Below are 23,930 nucleotides of genomic sequence, written 5' to 3' on the forward strand. Positions count from 1 at the left end.
GACATACTCACCGAGAAAGAAGGGGAGGGGATTCTGGAGTAATAAGTAATAAGTAATAAGTAATGAGTAAATACCCATTTCTCATCCACTCACTACTCATTACTCATTATTCATTACTCATTTAAAGTCCTGTCACCGAGATAAAAAGCCGTCCTCAAAGGACAGGGCTTCTCTACGAGACGCTTCGCGAACAGACCCAAGTTTTTGGTAATCTCTTTGGTTACAAAGTCAGAATTCAACCATCTTGAACTAATAAGTCAATGATCAAAACTCTTTTTTATAGCTTTTTTCTCTTATTTTTGGCAATTCCAGCAGTTTGGGCAGCACCTCCAGAAGATGATTCTAATAGAAATTTGCAGGGACAAGTTACCTCAGTTTCCCAGTTTTCTGATGTACAACCAACCGATTGGGCATTTGGTGCATTGCAATCTTTGGTCGAACGCTACGGTTGTATTGCAGGTTATCCCAATTCCACCTATCGCGGTAATCGTGCCTTAAGCCGTTATGAGTTTGCCGCAGGTTTAAATGCTTGTTTGGATCGGATTAATGAGTTAATTGCCACAGCTACTAGCGATTTAGTTAATAAGCAAGACTTGGCAGTGCTACAAAAGTTACAGTCAGACTTTGCGGCAGAATTGGCAACTCTGCGTGGGCGAGTGGATACCTTAGAGGCACGGACAGCAACACTGGAGGCGCAGCAGTTTTCCACCACTACTAGGTTGAATGCTCAAATTATTACCGCCATTAGTGATACCTTTGGTAATAGGGTAGGTGGTGAAGATGATGAATCCAATCTCTACTTTGCAAACCGGGGTCGTCTCAACTTAGAAAGTAGCTTCACCGGCAAAGATTTGTTGCGAGTCCGGCTGGAGTTTGGCAACTTTACGAATTCCAATGGTGGGAGCCAAATTGCCGCAGCCACAGGCACGGGAATGACACGCCTGAATTTCGACAATGACAGCAACAATACACTGATAATTCCCCACATCCGTTACTACTTCCCGGTTAGCGATTCCCTTTCCTTTGTCGTCGGCCCCACAGGCATTGGCTACAACGACATTACAGACAACGTGACTCCTGCAACTATCGCCGATGACGGTAACGGAATTCCCTCACTATTTGGCAAAAACAGTCCCCTCTTCGAGCGGGGTGGCGGTGGTGCAGCCGCTAACTTGAATATCAGCAAAAACTTAGTTCTCACCTTGGGCTATTTAGCGAATAATCCCAACGTTCCATCAGCGCAAAATGGGTTATTTGATGGTGGTTACAACGCCCTTGCACATTTGGTATATTACGGCAAGCAAGGATCTATTGGTGTCGCTTACTCTCATGGCTATACCCCTGCTGGCTCTGTAGATATCACCGCCGGTAGGGGCAGTGCTTTATCAGGCGCTCCCTTTGGAAACACCATTGCTACTTCCAACAGCATTGTTGGCGCACAAGGATACTATCGCTTTTCCCCAAATTTCCAGATTCACTCTTGGGGTGGATATATCTGGTCAACTGCCAAAAACTCAGGTTTGAGTGATATTTCCAATGGCAGAGGTGGAACAGATTCTCTCTTCGTGAACAATGGTGATAATGCCAATGCTTGGTTTGGAGCGATTGGGATGTCGTTTCCTGATGTGGGCGGTAAGGGAAACTTGCCGGGAATTCTCTTTGGTATACCGCCGCGTGTCTCTAACAGTGATGTTCGTCAAGATAGAGACAACGCTTATCATATCGAAGCATTCTATCGTTACCGACTAAATGACAACATTTCAGTTACTCCTGGTTTTTGGGTGATTCTCAACCCAGAAAACGACAGCAGAAATGATACGCAGTATGTGGGTGTGCTTCGCACAACTTTCGATTTTTAAATGGATGTCAATGGTTTGCTTGACCAACAGAGTGCTGAGTATTCAGCACTCTTTAGGGACTTACAGTGAAAAACAAAAATTATTCTTCTGTGATTACCAAATTCCACAGCGCATCAATTCCACTGCCTACATTTTCTGAATCATGGTGTTGTGAAATCCATTTGGCGACAGTAGCAGTAACATTGCTGGAGTTTTTGCCCAAGTTGCCCAAAGCTTCAGCAGCAAAGTTACGCACACTCTGACTCTCATCTTTGAGTAAACCCAGCAGTGCTTCAACTACCTGTGGCGAGGCGTTGCCCAACTTGCCCAAAGCTTCAGCAGCTAAGTTACGCACACTCGGACTCTCATCTTTGAGTAAAGCCAGCAGTGCTTCAACTACCTGTGGCGAGGTGTTGCCCAACTTGCCCAAAGCTTCAGCAGTAGAGTTACGCACACTCTCACTCTCATCTTTGAGTAAACCCAGCAGTGCTTCAACTACCTGTGGCGAGGCATTGCCCAACTTGCCCAAAGCTTCAGCAGCAGAGTTACGCACACTCTCACTCTCATCTTTGAGTAAACCCAGCAGTGCTTCAACTACCTGTGGCGAGGCGTTGCCCAACTTGCCCAATGCATCAGCAGCAGAGTTACGCACACTCTCACTCTCATCTTTGAGTAAACCCAGCAGTGCTTCAACTACCTGTGGCAAGGCGTTGCCCAAGTAGCCCAAAGCTTGAGCAGTAGAGTTACGCACAATCTCACTCTCATCTTTGAGTAAACCCAGCAGTGCTTCAACTACCTGTGGCAAGGCGTTGCCCAAGTAGCCCAAAGCTTGAGCAGTAGAGTTACGCACAATCTCACTCTCATCTTTGAGTAAAGCCAGCAGTGCTTCAACTACCTGTGGCGAGGCGTTGCCCAACTTGCCCAATACTTGAGCAGCAGAGAAACGCACTATCTGAGTCTTATCTTTGAGTAAACCCAGCAGTGCTTCAACTAGCTGTGGCGAGGCGTTGCCCAACTTGCCCAAAGCTTGAGCAGCAGAGAAACGCACATACTGACTCTCATCTTTGAGTAAACCCAGCAGTGCTTCAACTAGCTGTGGCGAGGCGTTGCCCAACTTGCCCAAAGCTTGAGCAGCAAAGTTACGCACAATCTCACTCTCATCTTTGAGTAAACCCAGCAGTTCTGCCAATACTTCCTGTTGTTCACCTAAAGCTACCCGATATTCTCGCAGTAGCTCTTTATCTATCAAATCTGCTGATGCTTTCAACAGTTGTAGTGCTTGAGCTTGAAACTGGGTTTCATTTAAATTGCAAAGAATTTGAAAAACTTGTGATTTAACTTTCTTACCTACTAAGCGATAATTGCTAACTTCAAGCTCAACTAATCTCTGCAAAATATCTGTAATCAATTTGCCATCAGATAATTTTAAATCTTCTGCTAAACAAGTCCCTGCAAATAAAAGATTGCGGTGCAGCCATTCTTCATAAGGAGTCTCTTGTTGCAGAATTTCATCAATAATTCTTTTCGAGTTCTTTGGATTTTGTTGAGCTATTAACAGCAACAACACCTCTCGCCAGTGGGAATTGTGTAGATAATCTCGAATGTGATCTAGTACTTCCTGAAAGTCTCCTGATTGGCGATCGCGTATTTCTTCACCTGCCAAATATTCCTGAAATGTCTTATGCACAAAGGCATATCTATCTTGACCTTGTTCGTTTAATAAACCACAGCGTTCTGTAATATGCTCAACTAAACGTTCTGCTTCGGCTTTAGCTTGATGACTCTTAACTTGAGAATTAGATTCACAAATATATTCACTTAATTGCGTAATTAGCTCATCTCTATCAATCAGCGTACCGCCTTCTTTCTCGCTACTTTCCCCTTGAGAATGAATCCAGTAAGCGAGGTGTTGCATCAATATTTTGATATCGTCCAATTGAATATAATTCAGCTTCCGAGACTCAATGCCCTTGTTTACATCCCAGTTAATCAATAGTGTATCAACTGCCTGTTCATAGAGTTTATGTCGCTGTCTAGGCAAATGTGCATCATAGCGATGAATCAAAGCAATAATTGTCAGTAGTAAAGGATTGCGTGCTAATAATTTGATGCGTTTTTGTGTTGCTAATGCTTTTTTTAAGCTTTCTTGACGCTCTTGTGCTTTTTCTCGGTTGTTTGGCAGTCTGCTGTTATACCATTGCTGAATAAATAAATTAATTTGACTATTATCAAATTTTTCTAGATGATAATGAGGAAATTCATCTGTACCAAAAAACTCTCGACTATAACCTGCTGGACGCGAAGTTATAATTGCCCGATTTTGAGAATATTGTCCGAGAAAGCTCTGAATTATCTTTACGAATTCATGGCGATCGCTTGGTTTAGCGATTTCATCTAAGCCATCAAGTAAAATCAACGCTCTCCCATCGTCTAACCAATGTTCAAAGAAACCTTTGGGCAATTCTTTAACATGAATACTATTGGCAAAATTGCGTACATATTCTAAAAGATTCTTTGTTGGAGCTTTGCCTAAGTCTCTAATTCTAATCAAAATGGGTAGTAACTCTAAGTCTGCTGATAAACCGAGTTTTTCAGTCTGCTGTTCAGCCAGCATCACAGCAAAGTAACTCATCAATGTTGTTTTACCAATTCCTGGTTCTCCCAACACAACAAATTTATTGCGTGTACTTTCTTTCAGCAGTTCTTTGGCTGAGAATTTCTTGCCACTACTTTGTTGTTCCCAAACTAAATTTTGCTGGCGTTGCTGGTTGGCTGTTTCTTCTAAAGCCAAATCTAGATTTAATTTTAAACCTATGCTTTCTCTAACTTCCACCTGCTCAACTACATTAGGCATCACAAAAATTTGTGGTAGTTTAGCAAATTTCTCTTCTTCTTTTGTTTTTACCTTGATGCCGACAAATTCAACACCATCAAAGTAGCCTAGTAGTTGTTTGAGATAATCTGATTTAGCAATTTGAAATTTTAAATATGTATTGGTGTGTTCAAAATAAGCATCTACAAACTTTTTCAGCCAATGTTCAATACTTTTATCGCTAAACTCTAAGTTTGGCTTTTCTGATTTTATTTTGTGGAATATTTGAATTAAAACTTGTAGATTGGGGGTTGTTTTCTCTGTAAAAGGCTTTTGTAACTCTTCTTGAACTCCTGTATCTTTGAAAAATTGATCTAGAAGTTCTCTAGTTTGTTTGTCGTCACAATGATAGAACAAATGCTGTTCATAAGATTGCTTATTATCCCATTCATCAGCAGATTTGGCACCTGCTTTTAAAGCTTTTTCTAAGTCTGTAGGATTTAATGCACTATTGATTTTTTTAGCAATTTCTGGAGCTACTGCTTTTACTACTGGGCCCACAATAGCTAATAAATCTACGCTCATATTGCTTGGTATATATAGTTTACATACATACTACACGTTTACCCCCCTTAATCCCCCCTTGTAAAGGGGGGAAATAAGAAATCTTGTTCCCTCCCCTTTCCAAGGGGAGGGTTAGGGTGGGGTAAAACTGACGCGAAAAACCAAGTGAGTAAGCTATTTCTGGCGATGCCTACGGCTGGCTACGCCTACGCATTTGTTGATTCTGCGATCGCATTTGCTATTTCGGCATACTCATTTGCTATTTCGGCGATCGCATTTGTTATTTCGGCGATCGCATTTGTTGATTCGGCGATCGCATTTGTTGATTCGGCGAACTCATTTGCTATTTCGGCGATCGCATTTGTTGATTCGGCATTCGCATTTGTTAATTCGGCATTCGCATTTGCTATTTCGGCGTATTTTAGCCAATACGCGCTACTTTTGCATATTCCGCTTCATTTGTTCTAACTCATCCTGAGTTTCCCAACTACGGAACTTCTCTTCTAAGTCATCAAAACCACCAGAAAAATTGCTAGTTTGATTCGACCAACCAATGCTTTCCGAACGCTGCTGGGTTTGCGCTTTTGCACGGGCTGTCTGTGCTTCGGCCGCTTTAGCTTGCACTTCCTGTCGCCGTTGCTGAATTTTTTGCAGTAGTTCCTGAGATTGGTTAATGCGTTCTTTCAGCCCTTGCATGTGTCCCCAGCGCTGATTTCCTTCGCGCAACAGGGCTGCTTCTCGCTCACCCGCCGCCGCTGCCAAATCCTCTCTATTGGCGTTTTTGGCTTTTTGAATCCGGATATGCCAACGCTGAATTTCTTGCGCGGTGGAGAGAATTTCTTCTTCCGATCGCTTCTCTTGTAATTTTAAATCTGCGATCAGCTTTAATGTATCTTCTTCTTGCTCACGCAGCTGTTCTAGCAGCGCCTCTAACTCCAAATGTGGATTGTTACGCAAGAATTCTTCTAAACGGTTTTCTAAAAACCGACTCAAATCATCAAATAAGCCCACTGCTAGAACTCCAGAGATCGGGTGCGTGACTATTTTATTGTAGTGGTCAGGTGGACTTCTGGGTGTTAGTTAGATTTCAAAATTGGGAAGAATGTATTTGGTGAAACTACGCAAATAACCCTGACTTACAAAATAAGGCTTTAATCAGTATGAGTTCTGATTTTCAACCGCCACCTAAGAGCTTGTTCATACTAGCTTCTGTAGGAGGAGTGCTTACCGCTGCGATCGCGATCGCAATTTTAACTGTTTGGTCTAAGCAACTTCCTAAAACTTCTGTAGACCAAACTGCCTCACAGCAGTTGGTACAACCAGATAAAATCCAAAGCCCTATCTCTACTCAAGAAGCTGAAATAATTGCCAGCTTTGATGCTAAATCTTTAGTGTTGCCAGGTCAACCCATCCCTAAAAACCAACTAACGATCGCCATAATTCCATACGTTGCTCCTGGAGTTGGAAAGCTGACTCCAGGGGAAACGACAACTGCTCGTCAGGCTTGGTCATACTTCCAGCGCAACTGGAACGATGAAACTGGCTTGGTCAATTCCGTTGATGGCTTTGCCTCTGTCAGTATGTGGGATCAGACAGCAGCGATCGCAGCCTTGGTCAGTGCTAGAGAACTCAATATCGTGCCTGTGGCTGAATTTGAAGCCAAAATGAGCAAAATGTTGAAAACTCTGGCATCAATGCCTTTATACAAAGGGGAACTACCCAACAAGCTTTACAATGCTAAAACTCTCGTCCCTGTTAACTATGGTCAACTAGAAAAACGGGAAGAAATTGGTTGGTCAGCCATCGATTTGGGCAGGATGGCAATTTGGCTGAAGATTGTCGGGGCAAAGTATCCAGAAATGCGATCGCAAACAGAAGCAGTTTGGAAACATTGGCAAGTCAAGCGTCTGACCAAAAGAGGACAAATGTATGGTACTGCTGTTGTCAAAGGTAAAGAACAGTACAACCAAGAAGGTCGCTTGGGTTATGAGAATTATGCTGCTTATGGTCTGAAGCTTTGGGGCTTGGATGTTAACAAAGCCTTAGATTATCAGTCTCACGCTGCCTTTGTTGATCTTTACGGAGAGGGAATTCCTTACGATCAACGTGACTATAAAAACTCTGGTGCTAATAACTACGTTCTTAGCGAACCTTATATCTTAGATGGTATTGAAACTGGATTTCAAGCTTTGCCTAAAGCTTATGCTGATCGGATTTTAGCTGCTCAAGCAGCGCGTTATGAAGCCACAAAACAATTAACTGCCGTTACCGCAGACAACTTAGATCGCTCTCCATACTTCGTTTACAGCAGCCTATTTGTCAACGGAAAACCTTGGACAACTATTACAGATACCAGAGAACAGCATAACAATTTGCGATTCCTCAGTGCCAAAGCTGCGATCGGTTGGCATGTACTTTATAACACTGATTATACTCGCCAGTTATTTGATTTCGTTCAAGGCAACCTTCAGTCTAAAGAAGGCTGGTACAGCGGTTTTTATGAGTCTCTGCGTCAGCCAAATAAAACTCTTACCGCCAATAATAACGGTGTTATTTTGGAGAGTCTACTGTATAAAAAAGTTGGGCAACCACTTACCTTTTGGGCAGGAGTCAAGAGTCATAAATCAACAGAGAAGGCTATCAGAAAACCGTAAGTTATACCATTTCACAAAAATCTTGATACATATAGATTTTTCGTAGGGGTAAAGCACTGCTCATTGGTGTCAACTTAACGCGAAACCTCACGTCCGCCAGGGATTGTAAATCCCTGTCTCATAGTTAAAGTCCTCTGAAGAGGACTAAAGAGCGCGAAAATTTTCGCAATTAGTCAGGGAATTATATTCCCTGGTGGGTGAACAACACCTAATCAGTACACTATTTTTGGCTTAAGTTGACATGCATGAGCACTGCTCATTAGTGTCAACTTAACGCAAAAACTATGTCCTGTAAGGGACTGAAGTTCCAAGAATCATAGCGAAAGTCATCTGAAGATGACTAGATATCCCGAAAAATATTCAGTCTACTTCAGTAGANNTTGACACCAATGAGCAATGTGCGAATTTGCAAAACCAAAGGAGATGAAAACATCGGGATTTCCTCCAGGTTCGGATGCCTAGCCAACTAATTATATTCTCACGCAAAAAAACAAAGACGCAAAGTTATAACTTTGCGTCTTTGCTTTTTTGTCAAAAATTATTCTCAGATTTACTTGTTAGGCTGAGGAGTCATCCGCAGATAGGGTTTGATTTCCTCGTAGCCTTTGGGGAATTTCTCTTTGAGTACTTCTGGATCTTTGAGTGAGGGGACAATTACACAATCGTCTCCATCTTTCCAGTCAGCTGGTGTCGCCACGCTGTAATTATCAGTCAATTGCAGAGAATCAATCACCCGCAAAATTTCATCAAAGTTGCGTCCTGTGCTGGGGGGATATGTAAAACTTAGGCGGAGTTTCTTATTAGGGTCAATCACGAAAACCGATCGCACTGTCACCGCCGCATTCGCATTCGGGTGGATCATGTCGTAAAGGTCAGAAACCTTGCGATCGGCATCTGCCAAAATTGGGTAGTTAAGGGTGGTGCTTTGAGTTTCTTCAATGTCTCCCACCCAGCCTTTGTGGGATTCAACGTCATCAACGCTGAGTGCGATCGCTTTGACATTGCGCTTGTCAAATTCTGGTTTGAGCTTGGCAACTGTGCCGAGTTCTGTTGTACAAACAGGTGTAAAATCAGCAGGGTGAGAGAACAGCACAACCCAGCTGTCACCTGCCCATTGGTAAAAATCGATGTCGCCGTGTGTTGAGGCTTGCGTAAAGTTGGGTACTGTGTCACCTAGACGGAGAGCCATGTGAGATTCCCTGTAGTTAAGAAAGGCATATATATTCTAGTATGCCATCATGACATAAAACCCCGATTTCCCAATCGGACTATAGCAGTTTGAAACAAAATTTTAGGTTGTCAGCACTCTTGGATAAAGGACGAAAGAGAGTTAAAATTTATTGACTAAAGTACATATATATGCTTTAGTTAGTGTGTTTTCCCTACAAGTTTTTCTTTACCGCAAATCTACATATTGACCTAAATCCTTATCCCTGATAATTTGTCCCATTTTCTGATACTCTCGACGCATAGCTCGAATTAAATGTACCATCTCAATTACTCCCCCATCATCTGCTGCTAAAAAAGCTGCTGTCAGTGCAATATAGCGAATATTAGCCCCCGTAAGCTCAAAATTTTGTGCCAATAATTCTAAATCAAGATTGTGGCTACAGGGGGCATTTTTGGGGAAAACTCTCTGCCAAATTAGGTGACGATTCTTTGTATCTGGTAAGGTAAACTCGATAATAAATCGGAGTCGCCGCTCAAAAGCTTCGTCAATATTACTACGGATATTTGTAGTTAAAATTGCAATACCTTCATACTCTTCCATTTTTTGTAACAGATAACCTACTTCGATATTGGCGTAGCGATCGCGGGCATCTTGCACCTCAGAACGTTTGCCAAATAAGGCATCAGCTTCATCGAAAAAAAGAATGGCATTAGAATTGGTTGCAGCAGTAAAAATACGATTGAGATTTTTCTCTGTCTCGCCGATGTATTTACTAACTATTTGAGACAAATCAATTTTGTAAAGGTCTAGTTGCAGTTGATGGGCAATCACCTCTGCTGCCATAGTTTTACCTGTACCGGAAGAACCAGAAAACAGAACATTTAGACCTTTTCCTAAAGATAATTTATCTGCAAAACCCCATTTTTGATGTACTAAATCTCGGTATTCTGCTTCTTTGCAAATATCTTGTAGTTGTGTGATTTGGTTGGGGTGCAATACAATATCATCCCAGGTATATTTCGGTTCGATTTTACGGGCTAGGCTAGCTAAATCGTGACCTGATTGAGCGCGAGCTGCACTACATAAGTTTAAAAATGACGGTAGTGGTTTTTCTTTAGTTGAGTTAATTTGTTGCCAACGGGCGGTATTATAGGCAGTAGCGACAGCATCGGCAATTTGGTCTGGGGTTAGCAGAAAGCGATCGCTCAATACATCTAACTCTCGATCCTCAACAGTTATCTGTGCTGCTTTTAGGTGAGTTTGCCAACATTGTCTGCGTTGACTAGACTTAGGAACTGTAAAGGGAACTGTAATTAACCCAGTTGCACCCATAGCTGTGGGTATCCAATTTTGTACCCCTGCGAGGATGGTAATACCCCGATTGTTCTCTTCTAGTTCTCTGAGGAAGGATTGATAGAGAATTTGATTTTCCGGTAGGTAAAGAATATCAAGGTTATCCAGATACAGCAAACGGTGAAAAAACCAGGCTTCTCGCCATAAAAGTTGCAGTTTTTCCTCAAAGGTAGCTTTATCCTCTACCATCCGTGCTAAATCGGCGATTAACAAGGGAACATCCAGGCTTTTGGCGAGGATTTGGGCGGTGCGGCGTTTACCCGTGCTATCAGTTCCTTGGAAATAGAGCAGTAGGGGTTGTTGTTTCTGCCAGTCTTCTATCAACAAGGCTTCTAGTGCTGTTTGTACATCTGCCTTGAGATATAAAGTATCGAAATATATGGTTGGTTCTAGTAGTTGACAACAAGAAGTGAGTCGGGAATCTAACCCCGGTTGATGCAATAGTAACCTCACCACTTGGGAGTCGAGTATTAGACGATGAGAAAGAAGTGTAGATTGCTGTTGATGAGGTTCTGGGCAGAGATGGAGCAGACGGTGGTTAATTAGGGGTGAGTTAGTAGTAAAATGCTTACGTCGTGATAGCTTTTCAGGAACGCTAGAACAGAGCAAGTTTAAGACCATATCTACTGTAGGTCTTTTGTTGCTTATATCATCTTGGAGATAGGCATAGAGCTGTTCATAGTGACGATCTAATTCTGGTGCAAGAGCGATCGCTAATATATCTAAGTCAAAGGCAGATAACCCAAAAGTCCGTTGCAACCAAGCTAAGGCAGAATCCAACCGAATTTGAATTGATGTTTGCTGTGATGATATATCTGTTTTTTGCAACCATGACACTCCCAGTTCTCCCTCTGCTTTTCGGTGTGTTTGGAGAACATGAATAGCTTGTTTGATTAGCCAATCTAATCTTTGTAGGAGAGGTTGCAACCCATTCAAATCGAGACTAATTTCTATTTCTTGGGAGATGGGTTTGGTAAATATCTGCCCTCCTTCTGCTGTTGAATCCACCGGATATTCCTTGAATGATAAATGAAAGTGGAGCAAAGTTCGTGAGCGATGGCTACACCTACCGTAGCCATCGCACTGCACTGTGATGGGTTGATTTGGTGCTGTATCTGTTAACACACCATAGAAGAGAAGGCGATCGCACTACAATAACTTTCTTTTATATTTGATCAGCTATTTCCCTTACCAAAGCAGCAGGTATCTCTACTGTCATGGTAGTTGCCTTTTTTAATGTTTCTATATAAGTTGGGATATCGACTTCTAGCCCAAGGTTTTTTGCTTCAGCATCTCGCTTCACACTCCCTTTTGATGAGATGAAGTTAATAGACGATCCTTTGTGAGTGTTTAATATTGCCTCCATATGCTTTTCGTGTTCCTGATCGAATGTCTCGTTCCATTGACTAACATTTGCTTTTTTGGCACTCTCGTACCTTCTTTTGTCAAAGAACCCTAAACTTTCTACATATTCTTTTTCCTTCGCTTTACGCCCCTTTTCTATTTCGGTAGCTTCACCATGTGTATCTGTGTCCCCTATTTTTTCACTCAGCAGCTTCACCATACTCTTGATGACTGCACCACCCCCCATTGGCAATACAACTTTGCCGTCCTGGTCTAGATGGTTTTTCGCAACAATTTTCAGAGCGAAAGGAATCAAAGCTGTAAGCAATCCTCCACGAGCATCCTGTGTTGCATCAGTGTGGAGGACAGTATAACCTCCTCTAGGAGGTTCTATTTTCACCTCTCCAAGCCATACCGAACCTTTGAAAGTTATGTCTTTTCGGGCTTCAACATAATAATATTTTTCGTCTTGAGAGTAGAGAATTTTTACTCCTCCCTCCTCTTTTAGCACTTTTATTTTAGTCCTATTATCCTTGCTGGTATCTTCCGCTCCTCCGCGTTGGATGACACCCTGAGGTGCTTTTGACATGACATAATTTTTAACTTGGAGAAACTTATCTGCCTCTCCCCAATCGTTATGTTTTTGGGTAACAGCAGACTGCACTACAGCACTATTTTGCTGGAGTACATGAGTCAACTCATGGGCAATCAATTCTTGTCCCCCTCTACTCCCCGGCTGATATTCTCCCTGCCGGAAGAACAAATCCTTTCCTGTGGTAAACGCCTTAGCCTGAATGGACTGATTCAACTGGTCAGCCTGAGCATCCGTATGCACCCGCACCCCACTAAAATCTGTTCCCATCGCTTGCCCCATTGACTTTTGCAGGCTGGCATCCAAAGGCTGTCCACTTCCTCTAGTACTATTAATCGCAGATTCCAAATTCCTTGATGCTTCACCCGCAGCAATAGCTTCTCGACGTTGCACTATTTCTGGTAGATGTTTTCGTTGCAATTCTTCTTTATTTGCTTGCTGACGTTGTAAAGTATTAGGTTGTATTTGCGCTGAATCTTCCTTTGGCAGTGCATTCGTTTGTGGTGTGTTAATCTGCTGCACCACATCCTTGGCTACCTGATCCGCTTCTTGCTCATACTTATCCCCCGCTTCCCCTATTGTCAGCTTCGCCTGTATTGGTGCAGCTACCTGCCCCGAATCACCCCAAAGCTGGGCGGAAATTCCCTGAAATTCAGGAACCCACGAGGTTTGCTTACCCGCTAAAATCTCTCGCGTTGACCTTGAACCGATCGCACTCTCTAACTCCTGTCTCTCATCCCCACTCACGCTATTTGGGTCTTGTTGCACTCTCTGCACAACTGAAGACAATGATCCATAACTAGGACTAGAGGCAATCTCTTTACTTATTGGCGTTGATGACAGCGAGGGTGCAACTTTTTGAAATATTTGTTTTCGGTACATAGTTAATCTCCGGCATTCGATTAGGGATTGCAATAAAAAATACTGCTGAGATATACTTAAGTATTTATGTAACTTATAGTTTTTGCGTATTTATTATATATAGTATTAGTAGCCTAAATTATTACATTGGTATTTCACAACACTGAGAAAAGTCCAACTCAATTATTATCGTTGCAGAAAGATTTTGCAACGTCAAATTCCTTATTTTAAATTGAATCAATCGATTTTAGCAGATTTTTCTGAAATTACAGTTTTTGCAAATATTACTAATAGTTACAATATTCTTGACAATGTTTCATGTATATTTTATTCATAAAGCTAGTAACTGGTTGTATTATTTTGAACTAGCAGTTATTTTCTTTCATAAGCTTTCAAAATGAGCAGTGTCATAAAACAAACATTGTTTAGATTATGTTAGATGGTCTAGACACTACTTTAGAATTGCTACTGAAGCGAGAACTTCCACCTGATGTTCCTTCTGGAGACACGGAAGTTTTTATTAGTTTTGTTACGCCTTATCAAGGAGCAATTAAACAAAAGCCAGCGATTAATTTATTTCTTTATGATGTGCAGGAGAATCTGGAGTTACGCAGTAGTGCTTGGTCAGTGGAACGCCAAACTAATGGCAGAGCAATTAGAAAACGTCCCCCAGCTAGGGTAGATTGTTCATATCTAATTACTGCTTGGCCACAAAATGAAGAGGATGTCCAGACAGAACATCAACTTTTAGGAGCAGTGATGAAGGTGTTGCTGCGACATCGAAAACTTCCCGAACCCTTGATTGCAGATAACTTGGAAGCACAAGAACTTCCTTTAAGACTAATTAGTTTACGTCCCAGTAACTTACAAAGTTTTGGGGAATTTTGGCAAGCAATGGGGGGGAAGGAAGGAACTAGACCCAAGGTTGTCTTGCATTGTACTGTCACCATCTCCGTTCCTGTAGATGAAGCAGGAGAAGAAGCGGGACTGGTGGGAGTTCATCGACCAAACTCTTAGTTTCAGGAGTAGCGATGCTCGAACTATCTATAGTTAACCAACAAATAGCGATCGCAGGTAAAGTTCTGCAAGGAGAAACGCAAAAGAATATTTCTGGTGCAATAGTTGCAATTATTGAGATGCCAGAAAAATTCCGGGCTATTTTATCTCTAAAAGCACTGCAATCCGGTTCGCAATGGGAAAAAATTCCTGAGCGACCTGACCGCAAAATTACCAGCAATGATGGTTATTTTTACTTTACTAATTTACCCCCTGGGGAATATCTTTTAGAAGCATCGTTACCTATCAGCCCAACGCGATACAACAAAGCTAGGAAAGAAGTTCAAGTATCTTCCCCTATCAATGGCAAAATTACCGCGACGATGGCAGATATTGTGCTTTCACCCACGGGAATTAAAGGAAAAATTACTGATGCAGACGATTCAAAAAAGTTGATTACAAATGCCAAAGTACAGATTCAAGATAGTGGAGATAGTACCATTAGTGACCAACAAGGTAATTATCGCTTAATCGGATTAGAATCGCCAAAATCAGGTCAGCGTACCATTACCATGATTGTCTCTGCGACAGGTTATCAACAAGTTTCTCAGCAACTCAATATTCAGCGTGGGCAAGTAATTGCAGAGCAGAATTTTGCTCTAAAACCAAAATAAATACTCAATTTTTTTAGGATAAGTAAATAGGCACAATAATCAACTATATGAGGAAAAATAAACTAAGCTAAAACTCTTATACCTATTGCCTATTGCCTATTCCCTATTTGCCTTCTTACTTATATCAAGGAGCTAATGAAATGCCAACCTATCTTTCTCCAGGTGTTTACGTCGAAGAAATAGCTTCCGGTTCTGCCCCAATTGTAGGAGTTGGAACCAGCATTGCCGCTTTTATTGGCACGATTAAAGCCAATGCTTGGTCATCAACTAATACTAACAACACCTCAATTAAGTCTGTGGGTAGCCCTACAAGTCCAGTTGAGATTGGTGAAGGTAAAGGTGGAAACCAAAAAAATTATTCCCTATTATCAGGAGATTATCCACTAGTTACCACAGTGGGGACTTATGGCTTCTTCGTTGGTGGGAGTCCTGTTAATTTAGATGATACAAACCCTATTACCAATAGCGATGCAGACAAATCTGCAACCGTAAAATTTAAAGATGCGATTCCTTCAGGGGAAAAAATTACCGGATATTACCAAGTTCAACTACCTGTAACAGTAATTCCCAGCGACTCCAACATCGCTCAAGAAGGGGAAATTAAATTAATCACAAACTTTAGTGAATTTAAGAAATTCTTTGGTGACTTTTTACCGCCTAGTGGCGATACCCAAGGACAAAACACCTTAGCTCATGCAGTTTATGGCTTTTTCAGAAATGGTGGAACTCGTTGTTATGTCACCTGGATATCTGGAGAAAATCAACTTGCTGGCGTTTTAGATGCCTTTGAAGCTATTGATGAAATCACTATCGTCGCTGCACCAGGAAATTTAGCCCTCAGAGATGATATCAAAGACCATGCAGAAAAACTAGGCGATCGCATTGCGATTCTGGATAGTCTAGATACCATCGACCTTAGCAGCACAGGAGTTGTGAATACTCTTAAACCCTTCAACTCTGCCTATGCAGCTTTATATTTCCCGTGGATTCAAGTTTTCGATCCTGCAAGCAATAGCAATATTTATATTCCCCCAAGCGGTCATATTGCAGGAATTTATGCACGGGTTGATGGGCAAAGGGGAGTACACAAAGCCCCTGCCAATGAAACTATTTTGGGAGCCTTAGATTTAAAATATAATCTCAGCAAAGCCAAACAAGATGGGCTTAATCCCGATGGAATTAACGTTATTCGCAAGTTAAACGGGAATATCCGCGTTTGGGGTGCGCGTACCTTGGGCGGAGATGCAAATACAGAGTTTAAATACGTCAATATTCGCCGTCATTTTAGTTACCTGCGAGACTCCATTGATAAAGGGACTCAATGGACAGTTTTTGAACCCAATACCCCCGAACTATGGGCAAAAATCCGCCGCAATATCAGTGCTTTTTTATTGATAGAGTGGCGCAAAGGTGCATTGTTTGGCACAACACCCCAAGAAGCCTTTTATGTGAAATGTGATGCCGAAACCAACCCCCCAGAAGTGCGGGATTTGGGTCAAGTTGTCACAGAGATTGGTCTAGCAGTGGTGAAGCCGGCAGAATTCGTGATTTTCCGTCTGAGTCAATGGACTGGGACGGGAACGTAGGGGATAGGGAATAGGGGATAGGGAATAGGGAGTAGGGAGTAGGGAGTAGGGAATAGGGAATAGGCAATAGGCAATAGGCAATAGGTAGGAGGTGATCTCAAGGAAACAAGTTTCACAGGAAAGTATGAAAGTGGTTTTTCCCTACTCCTCACTGAAAATAATGATAAATGACCAATGACAAATGACAAATGACCAATGACAAATGACAAATGACAAATGACAAATGACCAATGACAAATGACAAATGACAACTTTAGAGCCAAAAATACCAGGTATCTCTTTAAACTATGTCGTTCCCACTCCACAACCTGAGTTACTGACAGGTGTTCCGGTATTCTTTGGCTTGACATCGCTTAAAGAGGGAGTGAACGAACCAAAAAAGCTAACCTTGGCGACGCATTTTCAGCAATATTTTGGTCAAGCCAAGGGATATCTAGCAGATGCAATCAAAGGATTTTTTGAAAACGGAGGTCGTCTTTGTTATGTTATAGCCTTATCTGATAATACTCTTAAGGCTCTCCAACAAGGTTTAGAGACCAGCGAAGTCTTAGAAAATGTTGATTTGGTTTGTGTTCCCGACATCATGCTTGGTTCAGATGCGGAAGTTATTCAAAAGCAGCAAGCTATTTTAAAACATTGCGAGCAGATGGGCGATCGCTTTGCCATTCTTGATGCTTTGAATGATGTAGGAAAACTAAATGACCAACGCAAACGACTTTCTAGCCAAAATGGGGCATTATATGCACCTTGGCTAAAAGTAGAATTTCGCGTCGATCCGATTCCTCCCTGTGGTCATATTGCCGGAATATATGCAACTTGCGATCGCACAGTCGGAGTACATGGCGCACCTGCTAATATTCCACTTGCAGGGGTACTGGATCTCAGTTTTCCCCTGACTCCCACAGACCAAGAACAGCTTAATCCAAAAAACGCAGCGGGAGTCAATTGTATTCGTAGCTTCCAAGGACGAGGTATGCGAGTCTGGGGAGTGCGTACCCTCAGCCCCATCGCTGAATGGCAATATGTCAACGTGCGTCGCTTATTTCTCACCTTTGGACGCTGGGTAAATCGTAACTTAGCCGATACAGTCTTTGAACCCAATGCTTTTCCTTTATGGGTGCGGCTGCAAAGGGAATTAAGCGTTTATTGTGAATCTTTATGGCGACAAGGTGCTATCCAAGGTGCTTTGCCCCAAGAGGCATTTTATGTCAAATGTGATGCCGAAACTAATCCCCCTGAAAATCGAGAAATGGGACAAGTAATAGCAGAAGTTGGTTTAGCCCCCACTATTCCAGGGGAATTTATTCAACTTTTAGTTGTTCAAAGTAGTAGCGGAATTACATTGATATGAAGGCAATAGGCAATAGGGAATGGGCAATAGTAAAAAAGTGGAAAAAGGAAGTAGATATGTGTTGAGTGTTTCAAAAATTAAATGGGAATTATATAACACAATACAGTTCAGATAAGACGAAAAAACTTGTAGAGGCGGCGATTTATCGCGTCTTCAAAGACCAATTACCTACACCAATAACCCTTAACCCAAGCGTATTGTTATATAGCAATACAGTTCAGATAAGACCAAAACACTTGTATAAACGGCGATTTATCGCGTCTCAAAAACTGATAATTGTTAATTCAAATTTATTGCAGGAGATTCTATTATGCCAACAATTTCTAATCCTCACGACCCATACAGTGGTTATAATTTCTGGGTGGAATGGGATGGTATTGTCCATGCTGGTTTTCGTGAATGTAGCGGTTTGACAGCAACTCGCAATGCAGGAACTTACCGAGAAGGAACAGATAAAGCATTAAGCCAACGTCAAATTCCCGGTCTTAATACTTATGGCAACATTACCCTAAAACGGGGAATTACCGACAATAAAGAACTGTGGGAATGGCACAAAAAACTACAAAATGGTGAAACAGATCGGCGTAATCTTTCCATCATTTTAGCTGATGATAAAGGAGAAGAAAAAATTCGCTGGAATTTAGAAAATAGCTGGCCTACTACTTGGAATGCTCCAGATTTTAATGCTACCTCAGACGAAGTAGCAATAGAAACTCTCGAATTAGTTCATGAAGGTATCACCATTGGTTAATATTTCCCTTCCGCAAAATCATGCAGCAAACTGAATTTCCTTTTATCTTGCCTCAAGGATATCTCGACTCGGAAAGTAACACTCACCGCGAAGGCATTATGCGCCTTTCCACTGCCTATGATGAAATTGCCCCTATCCGAGATCCAAGGGTGCAAAAAAATCCTGGTTATTTGGTGATTATTCTCTTAGCAAGGACGATAGTCCAATTAGGAACATTAGACCAAATTAATACCAAAATAATTGAGGGTTTATTTTCAGGAGATTTAGTCTATTTACAGGATTTTTATCAAAGGATTAACCAAAACGGTCATAGTCGTTTGCGGGTAGCTTGTCCCCACTGTGACGGAGAGTTTGAAGTGGAAACTATTCCCGTGGGGGAGTAGTTTGCTACCCCACAGAAAGACTGCTGGAGGAGGTAGCTTACCTTGCCTACCATTTTCATTGGTCTTACGAACAGATTATGACAATGGAACACCGAGAACGTCAGCAGTGGGTGACGCAGGTAGCACAAATTAATCAGCGACTTAGCGATTGAACAGGAAAAAAATGAATCCCAAACTTATCGCACTCAATGCAGCTTTAGCCGCAGGTTCAACAGCCAGTTTACTGGGACACGACCCCTACATGGCTTATAATTTTGCCGTGGAAATTGGAGGAGTTGTTATTGGTGGTTTTAGCGAGGTTAGCGGTTTAAGTAGCGAAATTGAGTTGGAATCTTATCAGGAAGGAGGCTTAAACGATTTTACTCATAAATTCCCCAAACATACTACCTATCCAAATTTAATTTTGAGTCGAGGATTAGTGAATATTGATTTGTTTTATATTTGGTATAAAGCAACTAGTCAAGGGTGGATTCAGCAGTTGAATGGTACGATTATCTTACTTAATAATCAACAAATTCCGGTGATGTGGTGGACGTTTAAAAAAGCATATCCCGTCAAATGGGAAGGGCCAACTTTTAACGCTAGTAGCGATGAAATTGCTGTAGAAAAAATTGAATTGGTGCATCAAGGAATTTCTAAGTTATAGGGAGTAGGGAGTAGGGAGTAGGGAGTAGGGAGTAGGGAATAGGGAATAGGTAAGGAGGTTTTTATAGTTGTATTCAGCTTCGTAAAAATCGTATAGGAGTTTTATGTTGCATCATGGCAAATTTATCTAATTGGCAAGATTCACTTGATGAGGGGTTAGTAAATCGCCTCCATCGTCCCTTGCGTCAACCGGGAATGATGAAAATGGCGATGAGTCAGCGCATTATTAATCGTTGCGATCGCTTTTTAAATCGTTTACCTCTTTTGAATCAACAAATGCAACGTTGGGGTAATACTAATACCCTGTCATCTGAGCCTATACCGATTGTTTATGCACAGCCTGTTTCATTAGCAAAAGAACAAGAAGTAGAGAATAGGGTACATAATTCTCTGCCAACTGTCTCCCAAGTTGAGCCTTCGTCTAATATAATTCAAAGAAAAATAGATTCTTCTGAATCTTTACCAATTAGAACAGTTACTAATACTACCCCTGTACAAAATATTACAGATTTATCAAGTTCTAATTTTACAGATGAGACAACACAATCTTTAACTTTTGAAACGCCAATTAATAAAACCCCTATATCTTCATCTGAAGTTCCAGTAATTTCGCCACAAACCATTGCTGAACAATTACCAAAAATAGCAGAAATGGCGTTAATAGATTTGACAAACTCGCAAACATCTTTGCCTAATAGCGCTGAATCAAATCTCAATCACCCATCTCAATTGAATGTAGATACCACTTCTATCTCTTCACTAAAAATCCCCATAGTTTCGCCACAATCCATTGCTGAAAAGTTACCACAAACAGCAGAAATGTTGTCATCACAAGAATTTACCAGCCTTCCTGATGTAACACTACCTATTATTCAAGCAAAACTTAATATTGATTCCAGAACACAGCGATCTCTTCCTATTGTTAATGATTTAAATAATTTAGCTGATAAACAACAAACACAAGCAGAGAATTATGGAGACAATATAAGCTCAGTCAAGCACGAAAAATTAATATCTCAAATCTCCTCAAAACAACTTCCTATAGTCACTGCACAACCTCTAACTACTCAAGTTAATTTGAATCAGCAAAAAATATCATCTGCTATCAATTCACCAACTTTTCAAAATCAACCTGCAACGACCCTCAACACACAATTTATTACTATTTCTAACTCACAAATTAATCAAAATAATCACAAGCAAAACATATCTCCTCTTCCTGTTGTTTCTGTAACTTCTCCAAGTAACCTATCCTTACAACCTGAATCTTTGCCTTTAAAGATAGCTAAAACTACCCCATCATCAAAGAGTGATAGCCAGCAATCGAACCTACCGAACCGCAATTCAATATCAAATACGGATTCTTCATCACCTCCTAGAAGTTTCGCCAGTCCTGTATCACCAACAGAAACCTCGGTTTCGCCAATAGCAACTCAATCCAATATTGACGTTGATGCGATCGCTAGTCAAGTTGAACGCAAACTAATGCGACGGTTAGTAATTGAAAGTGAACGCAGAGGAAAAAATCGATGGCACTAGAGAAACTAACTATCAAAGCTGAAAAAAATAACCCAGGAGACTTTGCTGATAAATTTAAAGTTCTTTTTAATCCTAATCAAGTGGAAATTGTCAAAACAGGCTGGTCAATGGGAAATTATGGCCCAGTTGCATCTAAAGAATTAACTCAACTTAGTCTTGATTTGTTCTTTGACACCACGCTGATAGGATTTCCCCCAGAAAATGTCCAAAACTATACCCGCAAAATTTTTAGTTTGACTCAGCCTCGCATTGGCAAAAATCCCAAACGTCCCCCTCGTTGTCAACTGATTTGGGGAACTATATCGGGTAAAGATAGCTTGTTATTACCTGATGGTTTTTTAGAAAGTGTTACTAAAAAACTGACTCATTTTCTTGAAGATGGTACGCCTGTCAGAGCCACCTTAACCTGTAAATTTAAAGAATGGAAAGAACCGAAAAAAAAGGCAAAGATTGCTAATCCCATTGATGATCCTGTGAGAATCGTTAAACGAGGAGAAACTTTAAGTAGTATCGCCACTGAAGAATATGGAGATCCGGGTTTATGGCGTGTAATTGCCGCAGAAAATCGTTTAAACAATCCTCGTATCTTAAATCCTGGAACTGTGCTGACAATTCCTCCTTTGCGAATTACTAGCCTGACTCAGAGGAGTTAAATCATGCCAAATGATGCTTCCTTATTAAATCCTAATGTCAAAATTTTGGTTCAAAGCAAACCCTTAGCCGCAGAAATAGCAGCTGATTTGGTATCAGCTTTAGTCTCTGAGGATTTGGAAGCGCCTGGTATGTTCGAACTGCGATTAGTTACTTGGGACTTATTAAAACAAGAAATGACATGGGTAGATGACAAAGTATTTGATGTTGGTAATGAAGTAGAAATTCAAATGGGATATGAACAAGAACTCAAAACTATCATGGTGGGGGAAATTACGGGATTAGAACCAGAATATACCCAGGATGTAGCACCTGTATTAGTAGTGCGTGGTCATGATTTACGCCATCGTTTGTTGCGAGGAAGTCACACAAAATCTTTCCTCAAAATTAAGGATAGTGAAATTGTCAGTCAAATTGCTAGAACTAGAGGACTTACAGCCAAAGTTACCGATACTAAAGTGAAGTTAGAATATATTTTGCAGCATAATCAAACAGATTGGGATTTTTTAAAAGAGAGAGCTAAACGCATTGGTTATGAAGTTGCAGTAGATCAAAAAACTCTCCATTTTCGCCCCCATGAGAACGCTACAGAGAAAGTTTTGACTTTAACTTATGGAGAAGATTTACAAGAGTTTTTACCACGCTTAAGTACGATGAATCAGGTACAACAGTTAGAGGTCAAAGGTTGGATTGCTAAAGAAAAAGAAGAGGTGTCGGGTAAAGCAACAGTAGGAAAAGAAGGTGGCACAATGGGAGGTTTAACTTCTGGGACAAAAGCAGTCAAAAAAGCCTTTGGTGAATCGAGCTATACGATAGTAAATCAACCTTTGTTAAGTAAAGAAGAAGCCGATAACATGGCATTAGGGCAGTTTCAGGATATGGCGATCGCCTACATTACTGGTGAAGGAACTTGTCAAGGTAATCCCAATTTACGCGCCGGGAAAGTGATTGAAATTCTTGGACTTGGTAAAAGATTTAACGGGCTTTATTATATTAAAAGCACGGAACATAGTTATTCACAAAGTCAAGGTTATAGAACTTCATTTACTGTGGGGAGAAATGCTACATGAATGGACTAGAGTTTTTATTATCAAATAACCAAAACAATCATTTTTACGGCGTAACTGTTGGCATAGTTACTAATAACAAAGACCCAGAGAGATTAGGAAGAATTAAAGTGAAATTTCCTTGGCTATCTTCAGAAGAAGAAAGTTACTGGGCTAGAATCGTAACTCTCATGGCAGGAAATGACCGGGGTATTTATTTTTTGCCGGAAGTTGATGATGAAGTTTTGGTTGCTTTTGAACAAGGTGATATGAATTTCCCTTACATTCTTGGTGCTTTGTGGAATGGGAAAGATAAACCACCAATAACAAATGAAGATGGGAAAAATAATCAACGAGTCATTAAATCTCGAAGCGGTCATAAGATTGTTTTAGATGATACTGAGGAGAATGAACAGATTATTATTCAAGATAAGACTGGTAAAAATAAAATTGTGATTAATTCTCAAAAAAATAAGATGAATATTCAAGTTGAAAAAGATTTAACTATTGAAACTAAAGGAAAAATTATCTTAAAGAGTAGTGATGATGATATATCAATTGAATGTAAAAATCTGCAAATAACAACTCAACAAAATTATCAATTAGAAGTAGGTGCAAATTGCACTATTAAAGCTAAAGCTAAATATGATTTGGAAGCACAGTCTGGTTTAGGGATTAAATGTGCAAATGGAGTGAAAATAAATGATGGTTCATTAGAGGTGATGTAATGGATATTGATTTTCTGGGTGTGGGATGGACTTTACCAATTCAACTTGATGAAAAGGGTCAAATTAAAGTCGCAAAATATGAAGATGTTGTACGTCAATCGATTTGGATGATTCTCAGTACTGCCAAAGGAGAACGGGTAATGCGTCCTGACTTTGGCTGTGATATTCACGAAAAGGTGTTCTCTCCTAATAGTTTAGGAACGGTTGGACAAATTGTTAGTGATGTGCGCGATGCGTTAATTGAATGGGAACCTCGCATTGATGTTTTAGATGTTGATACAATTTCCGATCGCAACCAACCAAATGTGATTTTAATTCAGGTAAATTATCAAGTTCGGACAACAAATAATATTTTTAATTTAGTTTATCCTTTTTACTTACAGTAATTTTT

General features: G+C 40.9%; 20 protein-coding genes and 1 pseudogene. 16 read left to right on the forward strand and 5 right to left on the reverse strand.

Annotation, left to right across the window (positions count from 1 at the left end; all coding sequences use genetic code 11):
* The first annotated feature begins 260 nt into the window (after positions 1–260).
* A complete protein-coding gene (locus A4S05_RS08150; protein WP_069069329.1) occupies positions 261–1,859 on the forward strand; it encodes an iron uptake porin in 1,599 nt (532 codons plus the stop codon).
* A 79-nt stretch (positions 1,860–1,938) separates the two neighbouring features.
* Here A4S05_RS08150 and A4S05_RS08155 read toward each other — a convergent pair whose 3' ends face one another.
* Entirely contained in the window at positions 1,939–5,235 is a 3,297-nt protein-coding gene (locus tag A4S05_RS08155) for a HEAT repeat domain-containing protein (RefSeq protein WP_069069330.1), read from the reverse strand.
* A gap of 144 nt (positions 5,236–5,379) precedes the next feature.
* Between A4S05_RS08155 and A4S05_RS41420 the strand changes: the two genes are divergently transcribed.
* Positions 5,380–5,682 (forward strand): hypothetical protein, encoded by a 303-nt coding sequence (locus A4S05_RS41420; protein WP_176726950.1) that lies wholly within the window; start codon positions 5,380–5,382, stop codon positions 5,680–5,682.
* Here the strand turns inward: A4S05_RS41420 and A4S05_RS08165 are convergent.
* On the reverse strand, positions 5,650–6,225 hold the full coding sequence (locus A4S05_RS08165; protein WP_069069332.1) for a TIGR04376 family protein: 576 nt from the start codon (positions 6,223–6,225) through the stop codon (positions 5,650–5,652). The two genes, A4S05_RS41420 and A4S05_RS08165, sit on opposite strands and share 33 nt — an antisense overlap.
* A gap of 149 nt (positions 6,226–6,374) precedes the next feature.
* On the opposite strand from A4S05_RS08165, the gene A4S05_RS08170 reads away from it, so the two are divergent.
* Positions 6,375–7,868, forward strand: a complete 1,494-nt coding sequence (locus tag A4S05_RS08170) for a DUF3131 domain-containing protein (protein WP_176726951.1) — start codon at positions 6,375–6,377, stop codon at positions 7,866–7,868.
* 550 nt (positions 7,869–8,418) lie between these two features.
* Here the strand turns inward: A4S05_RS08170 and A4S05_RS08175 are convergent.
* The 3 genes from A4S05_RS08175 to A4S05_RS08185 form a co-directional block, all read right to left on the reverse strand.
* Complete coding sequence (locus A4S05_RS08175) at positions 8,419–9,057, reverse strand: peroxiredoxin (RefSeq protein ID WP_069069333.1); 639 nt, start codon at positions 9,055–9,057, stop codon at positions 8,419–8,421.
* A 207-nt stretch (positions 9,058–9,264) separates the two neighbouring features.
* Positions 9,265–11,517, reverse strand: coding sequence for an ATP-binding protein (locus A4S05_RS08180; RefSeq protein WP_256090872.1), 2,253 nt, complete (start codon positions 11,515–11,517; stop codon positions 9,265–9,267).
* A 40-nt stretch (positions 11,518–11,557) separates the two neighbouring features.
* Complete coding sequence (locus tag A4S05_RS08185; RefSeq protein ID WP_069069334.1) at positions 11,558–13,210, reverse strand: eCIS core domain-containing protein; 1,653 nt, start codon at positions 13,208–13,210, stop codon at positions 11,558–11,560.
* 411 nt (positions 13,211–13,621) lie between these two features.
* Here A4S05_RS08185 and A4S05_RS08190 point away from each other — a divergent pair, with 411 nt between their 5' ends.
* The 13 genes and pseudogenes from A4S05_RS08190 (at position 13,622) to A4S05_RS08245 (ending at position 23,925) form a co-directional block, all read left to right on the forward strand.
* Complete coding sequence (locus tag A4S05_RS08190; protein WP_069069335.1) at positions 13,622–14,206, forward strand: Pvc16 family protein; 585 nt, start codon at positions 13,622–13,624, stop codon at positions 14,204–14,206.
* Between the two features lie 14 nt (positions 14,207–14,220).
* Positions 14,221–14,859 carry a carboxypeptidase regulatory-like domain-containing protein gene (locus A4S05_RS08195; protein WP_069069336.1) on the forward strand — a complete coding sequence of 213 codons (639 nt, stop codon included), beginning with the start codon at positions 14,221–14,223 and terminating at the stop codon, positions 14,857–14,859.
* Between the two features lie 140 nt (positions 14,860–14,999).
* The gene (locus A4S05_RS08200; RefSeq protein WP_069069337.1) at positions 15,000–16,445 is read left to right on the forward strand and encodes a phage tail sheath family protein; all 1,446 of its coding nucleotides are present in this window, start codon (positions 15,000–15,002) and stop codon (positions 16,443–16,445) included.
* A 244-nt stretch (positions 16,446–16,689) separates the two neighbouring features.
* Positions 16,690–17,796 (forward strand): phage tail sheath family protein, encoded by a 1,107-nt coding sequence (locus A4S05_RS08205; RefSeq protein WP_069069338.1) that lies wholly within the window; start codon positions 16,690–16,692, stop codon positions 17,794–17,796.
* 310 nt (positions 17,797–18,106) lie between these two features.
* Positions 18,107–18,547 carry a phage tail protein gene (locus tag A4S05_RS08210; RefSeq protein ID WP_069069339.1) on the forward strand — a complete coding sequence of 147 codons (441 nt, stop codon included), beginning with the start codon at positions 18,107–18,109 and terminating at the stop codon, positions 18,545–18,547.
* Positions 18,548–18,567: 20 nt separating this feature from the next.
* Complete coding sequence (locus A4S05_RS08215; RefSeq protein WP_069069340.1) at positions 18,568–18,930, forward strand: hypothetical protein; 363 nt, start codon at positions 18,568–18,570, stop codon at positions 18,928–18,930.
* A 17-nt stretch (positions 18,931–18,947) separates the two neighbouring features.
* Positions 18,948–19,082: pseudogene (locus A4S05_RS44175) on the forward strand (DUF6760 family protein); the annotation flags it as partial.
* A gap of 11 nt (positions 19,083–19,093) precedes the next feature.
* Complete coding sequence (locus A4S05_RS08220; RefSeq protein ID WP_069069341.1) at positions 19,094–19,576, forward strand: phage tail protein; 483 nt, start codon at positions 19,094–19,096, stop codon at positions 19,574–19,576.
* Positions 19,577–19,689: 113 nt separating this feature from the next.
* A complete protein-coding gene (locus tag A4S05_RS08225; RefSeq protein ID WP_069069342.1) occupies positions 19,690–21,114 on the forward strand; it encodes a hypothetical protein in 1,425 nt (474 codons plus the stop codon).
* Positions 21,105–21,767 carry a CIS tube protein gene (locus A4S05_RS08230; protein ID WP_069069343.1) on the forward strand — a complete coding sequence of 221 codons (663 nt, stop codon included), beginning with the start codon at positions 21,105–21,107 and terminating at the stop codon, positions 21,765–21,767. The genes A4S05_RS08225 and A4S05_RS08230 overlap by 10 nt, the downstream gene beginning before the upstream one ends.
* 3 nt (positions 21,768–21,770) lie before the next feature.
* A complete protein-coding gene (locus A4S05_RS08235; protein ID WP_069069344.1) occupies positions 21,771–22,835 on the forward strand; it encodes a phage late control D family protein in 1,065 nt (354 codons plus the stop codon).
* Complete coding sequence (locus A4S05_RS08240; protein ID WP_069069345.1) at positions 22,832–23,539, forward strand: phage baseplate assembly protein V; 708 nt, start codon at positions 22,832–22,834, stop codon at positions 23,537–23,539. The genes A4S05_RS08235 and A4S05_RS08240 overlap by 4 nt, the downstream gene beginning before the upstream one ends.
* Positions 23,539–23,925, forward strand: a complete 387-nt coding sequence (locus A4S05_RS08245; RefSeq protein WP_069069346.1) for a GPW/gp25 family protein — start codon at positions 23,539–23,541, stop codon at positions 23,923–23,925. The genes A4S05_RS08240 and A4S05_RS08245 overlap by 1 nt, the downstream gene beginning before the upstream one ends.
* Positions 23,926–23,930: the final 5 nt, after the last annotated feature.

The sequence above is a fragment of the Nostoc sp. KVJ20 genome, assembly GCF_001712795.1.
In the GTDB taxonomy this organism is placed as follows: Bacteria; Cyanobacteriota; Cyanobacteriia; order Cyanobacteriales; family Nostocaceae; genus Nostoc.

Bases quoted from the DNA above. Each gene is read 5' to 3' on its own strand.
- A4S05_RS08150 (WP_069069329.1), top strand. From the start codon at position 261: ATGATCAAAACTCTTTTTTATAGCTTTTTTCTCTTATTTTTGGCAATT.
- A4S05_RS08155 (WP_069069330.1), bottom strand. From the start codon at position 5,235: ATGAGCGTAGATTTATTAGCTATTGTGGGCCCAGTAGTAAAAGCAGTA.
- A4S05_RS08170 (WP_176726951.1), top strand. From the start codon at position 6,375: ATGAGTTCTGATTTTCAACCGCCACCTAAGAGCTTGTTCATACTAGCT.
- A4S05_RS08175 (WP_069069333.1), bottom strand. From the start codon at position 9,057: ATGGCTCTCCGTCTAGGTGACACAGTACCCAACTTTACGCAAGCCTCA.
- A4S05_RS08185 (WP_069069334.1), bottom strand. From the start codon at position 13,210: ATGTACCGAAAACAAATATTTCAAAAAGTTGCACCCTCGCTGTCATCA.
- A4S05_RS08190 (WP_069069335.1), top strand. From the start codon at position 13,622: ATGTTAGATGGTCTAGACACTACTTTAGAATTGCTACTGAAGCGAGAA.
- A4S05_RS08195 (WP_069069336.1), top strand. From the start codon at position 14,221: ATGCTCGAACTATCTATAGTTAACCAACAAATAGCGATCGCAGGTAAA.
- A4S05_RS08200 (WP_069069337.1), top strand. From the start codon at position 15,000: ATGCCAACCTATCTTTCTCCAGGTGTTTACGTCGAAGAAATAGCTTCC.
- A4S05_RS08205 (WP_069069338.1), top strand. From the start codon at position 16,690: ATGACAACTTTAGAGCCAAAAATACCAGGTATCTCTTTAAACTATGTC.
- A4S05_RS08210 (WP_069069339.1), top strand. From the start codon at position 18,107: ATGCCAACAATTTCTAATCCTCACGACCCATACAGTGGTTATAATTTC.
- A4S05_RS08215 (WP_069069340.1), top strand. From the start codon at position 18,568: ATGCAGCAAACTGAATTTCCTTTTATCTTGCCTCAAGGATATCTCGAC.
- A4S05_RS08220 (WP_069069341.1), top strand. From the start codon at position 19,094: ATGAATCCCAAACTTATCGCACTCAATGCAGCTTTAGCCGCAGGTTCA.
- A4S05_RS08225 (WP_069069342.1), top strand. From the start codon at position 19,690: ATGGCAAATTTATCTAATTGGCAAGATTCACTTGATGAGGGGTTAGTA.
- A4S05_RS08230 (WP_069069343.1), top strand. From the start codon at position 21,105: ATGGCACTAGAGAAACTAACTATCAAAGCTGAAAAAAATAACCCAGGA.
- A4S05_RS08235 (WP_069069344.1), top strand. From the start codon at position 21,771: ATGCCAAATGATGCTTCCTTATTAAATCCTAATGTCAAAATTTTGGTT.
- A4S05_RS08240 (WP_069069345.1), top strand. From the start codon at position 22,832: ATGAATGGACTAGAGTTTTTATTATCAAATAACCAAAACAATCATTTT.
- A4S05_RS08245 (WP_069069346.1), top strand. From the start codon at position 23,539: ATGGATATTGATTTTCTGGGTGTGGGATGGACTTTACCAATTCAACTT.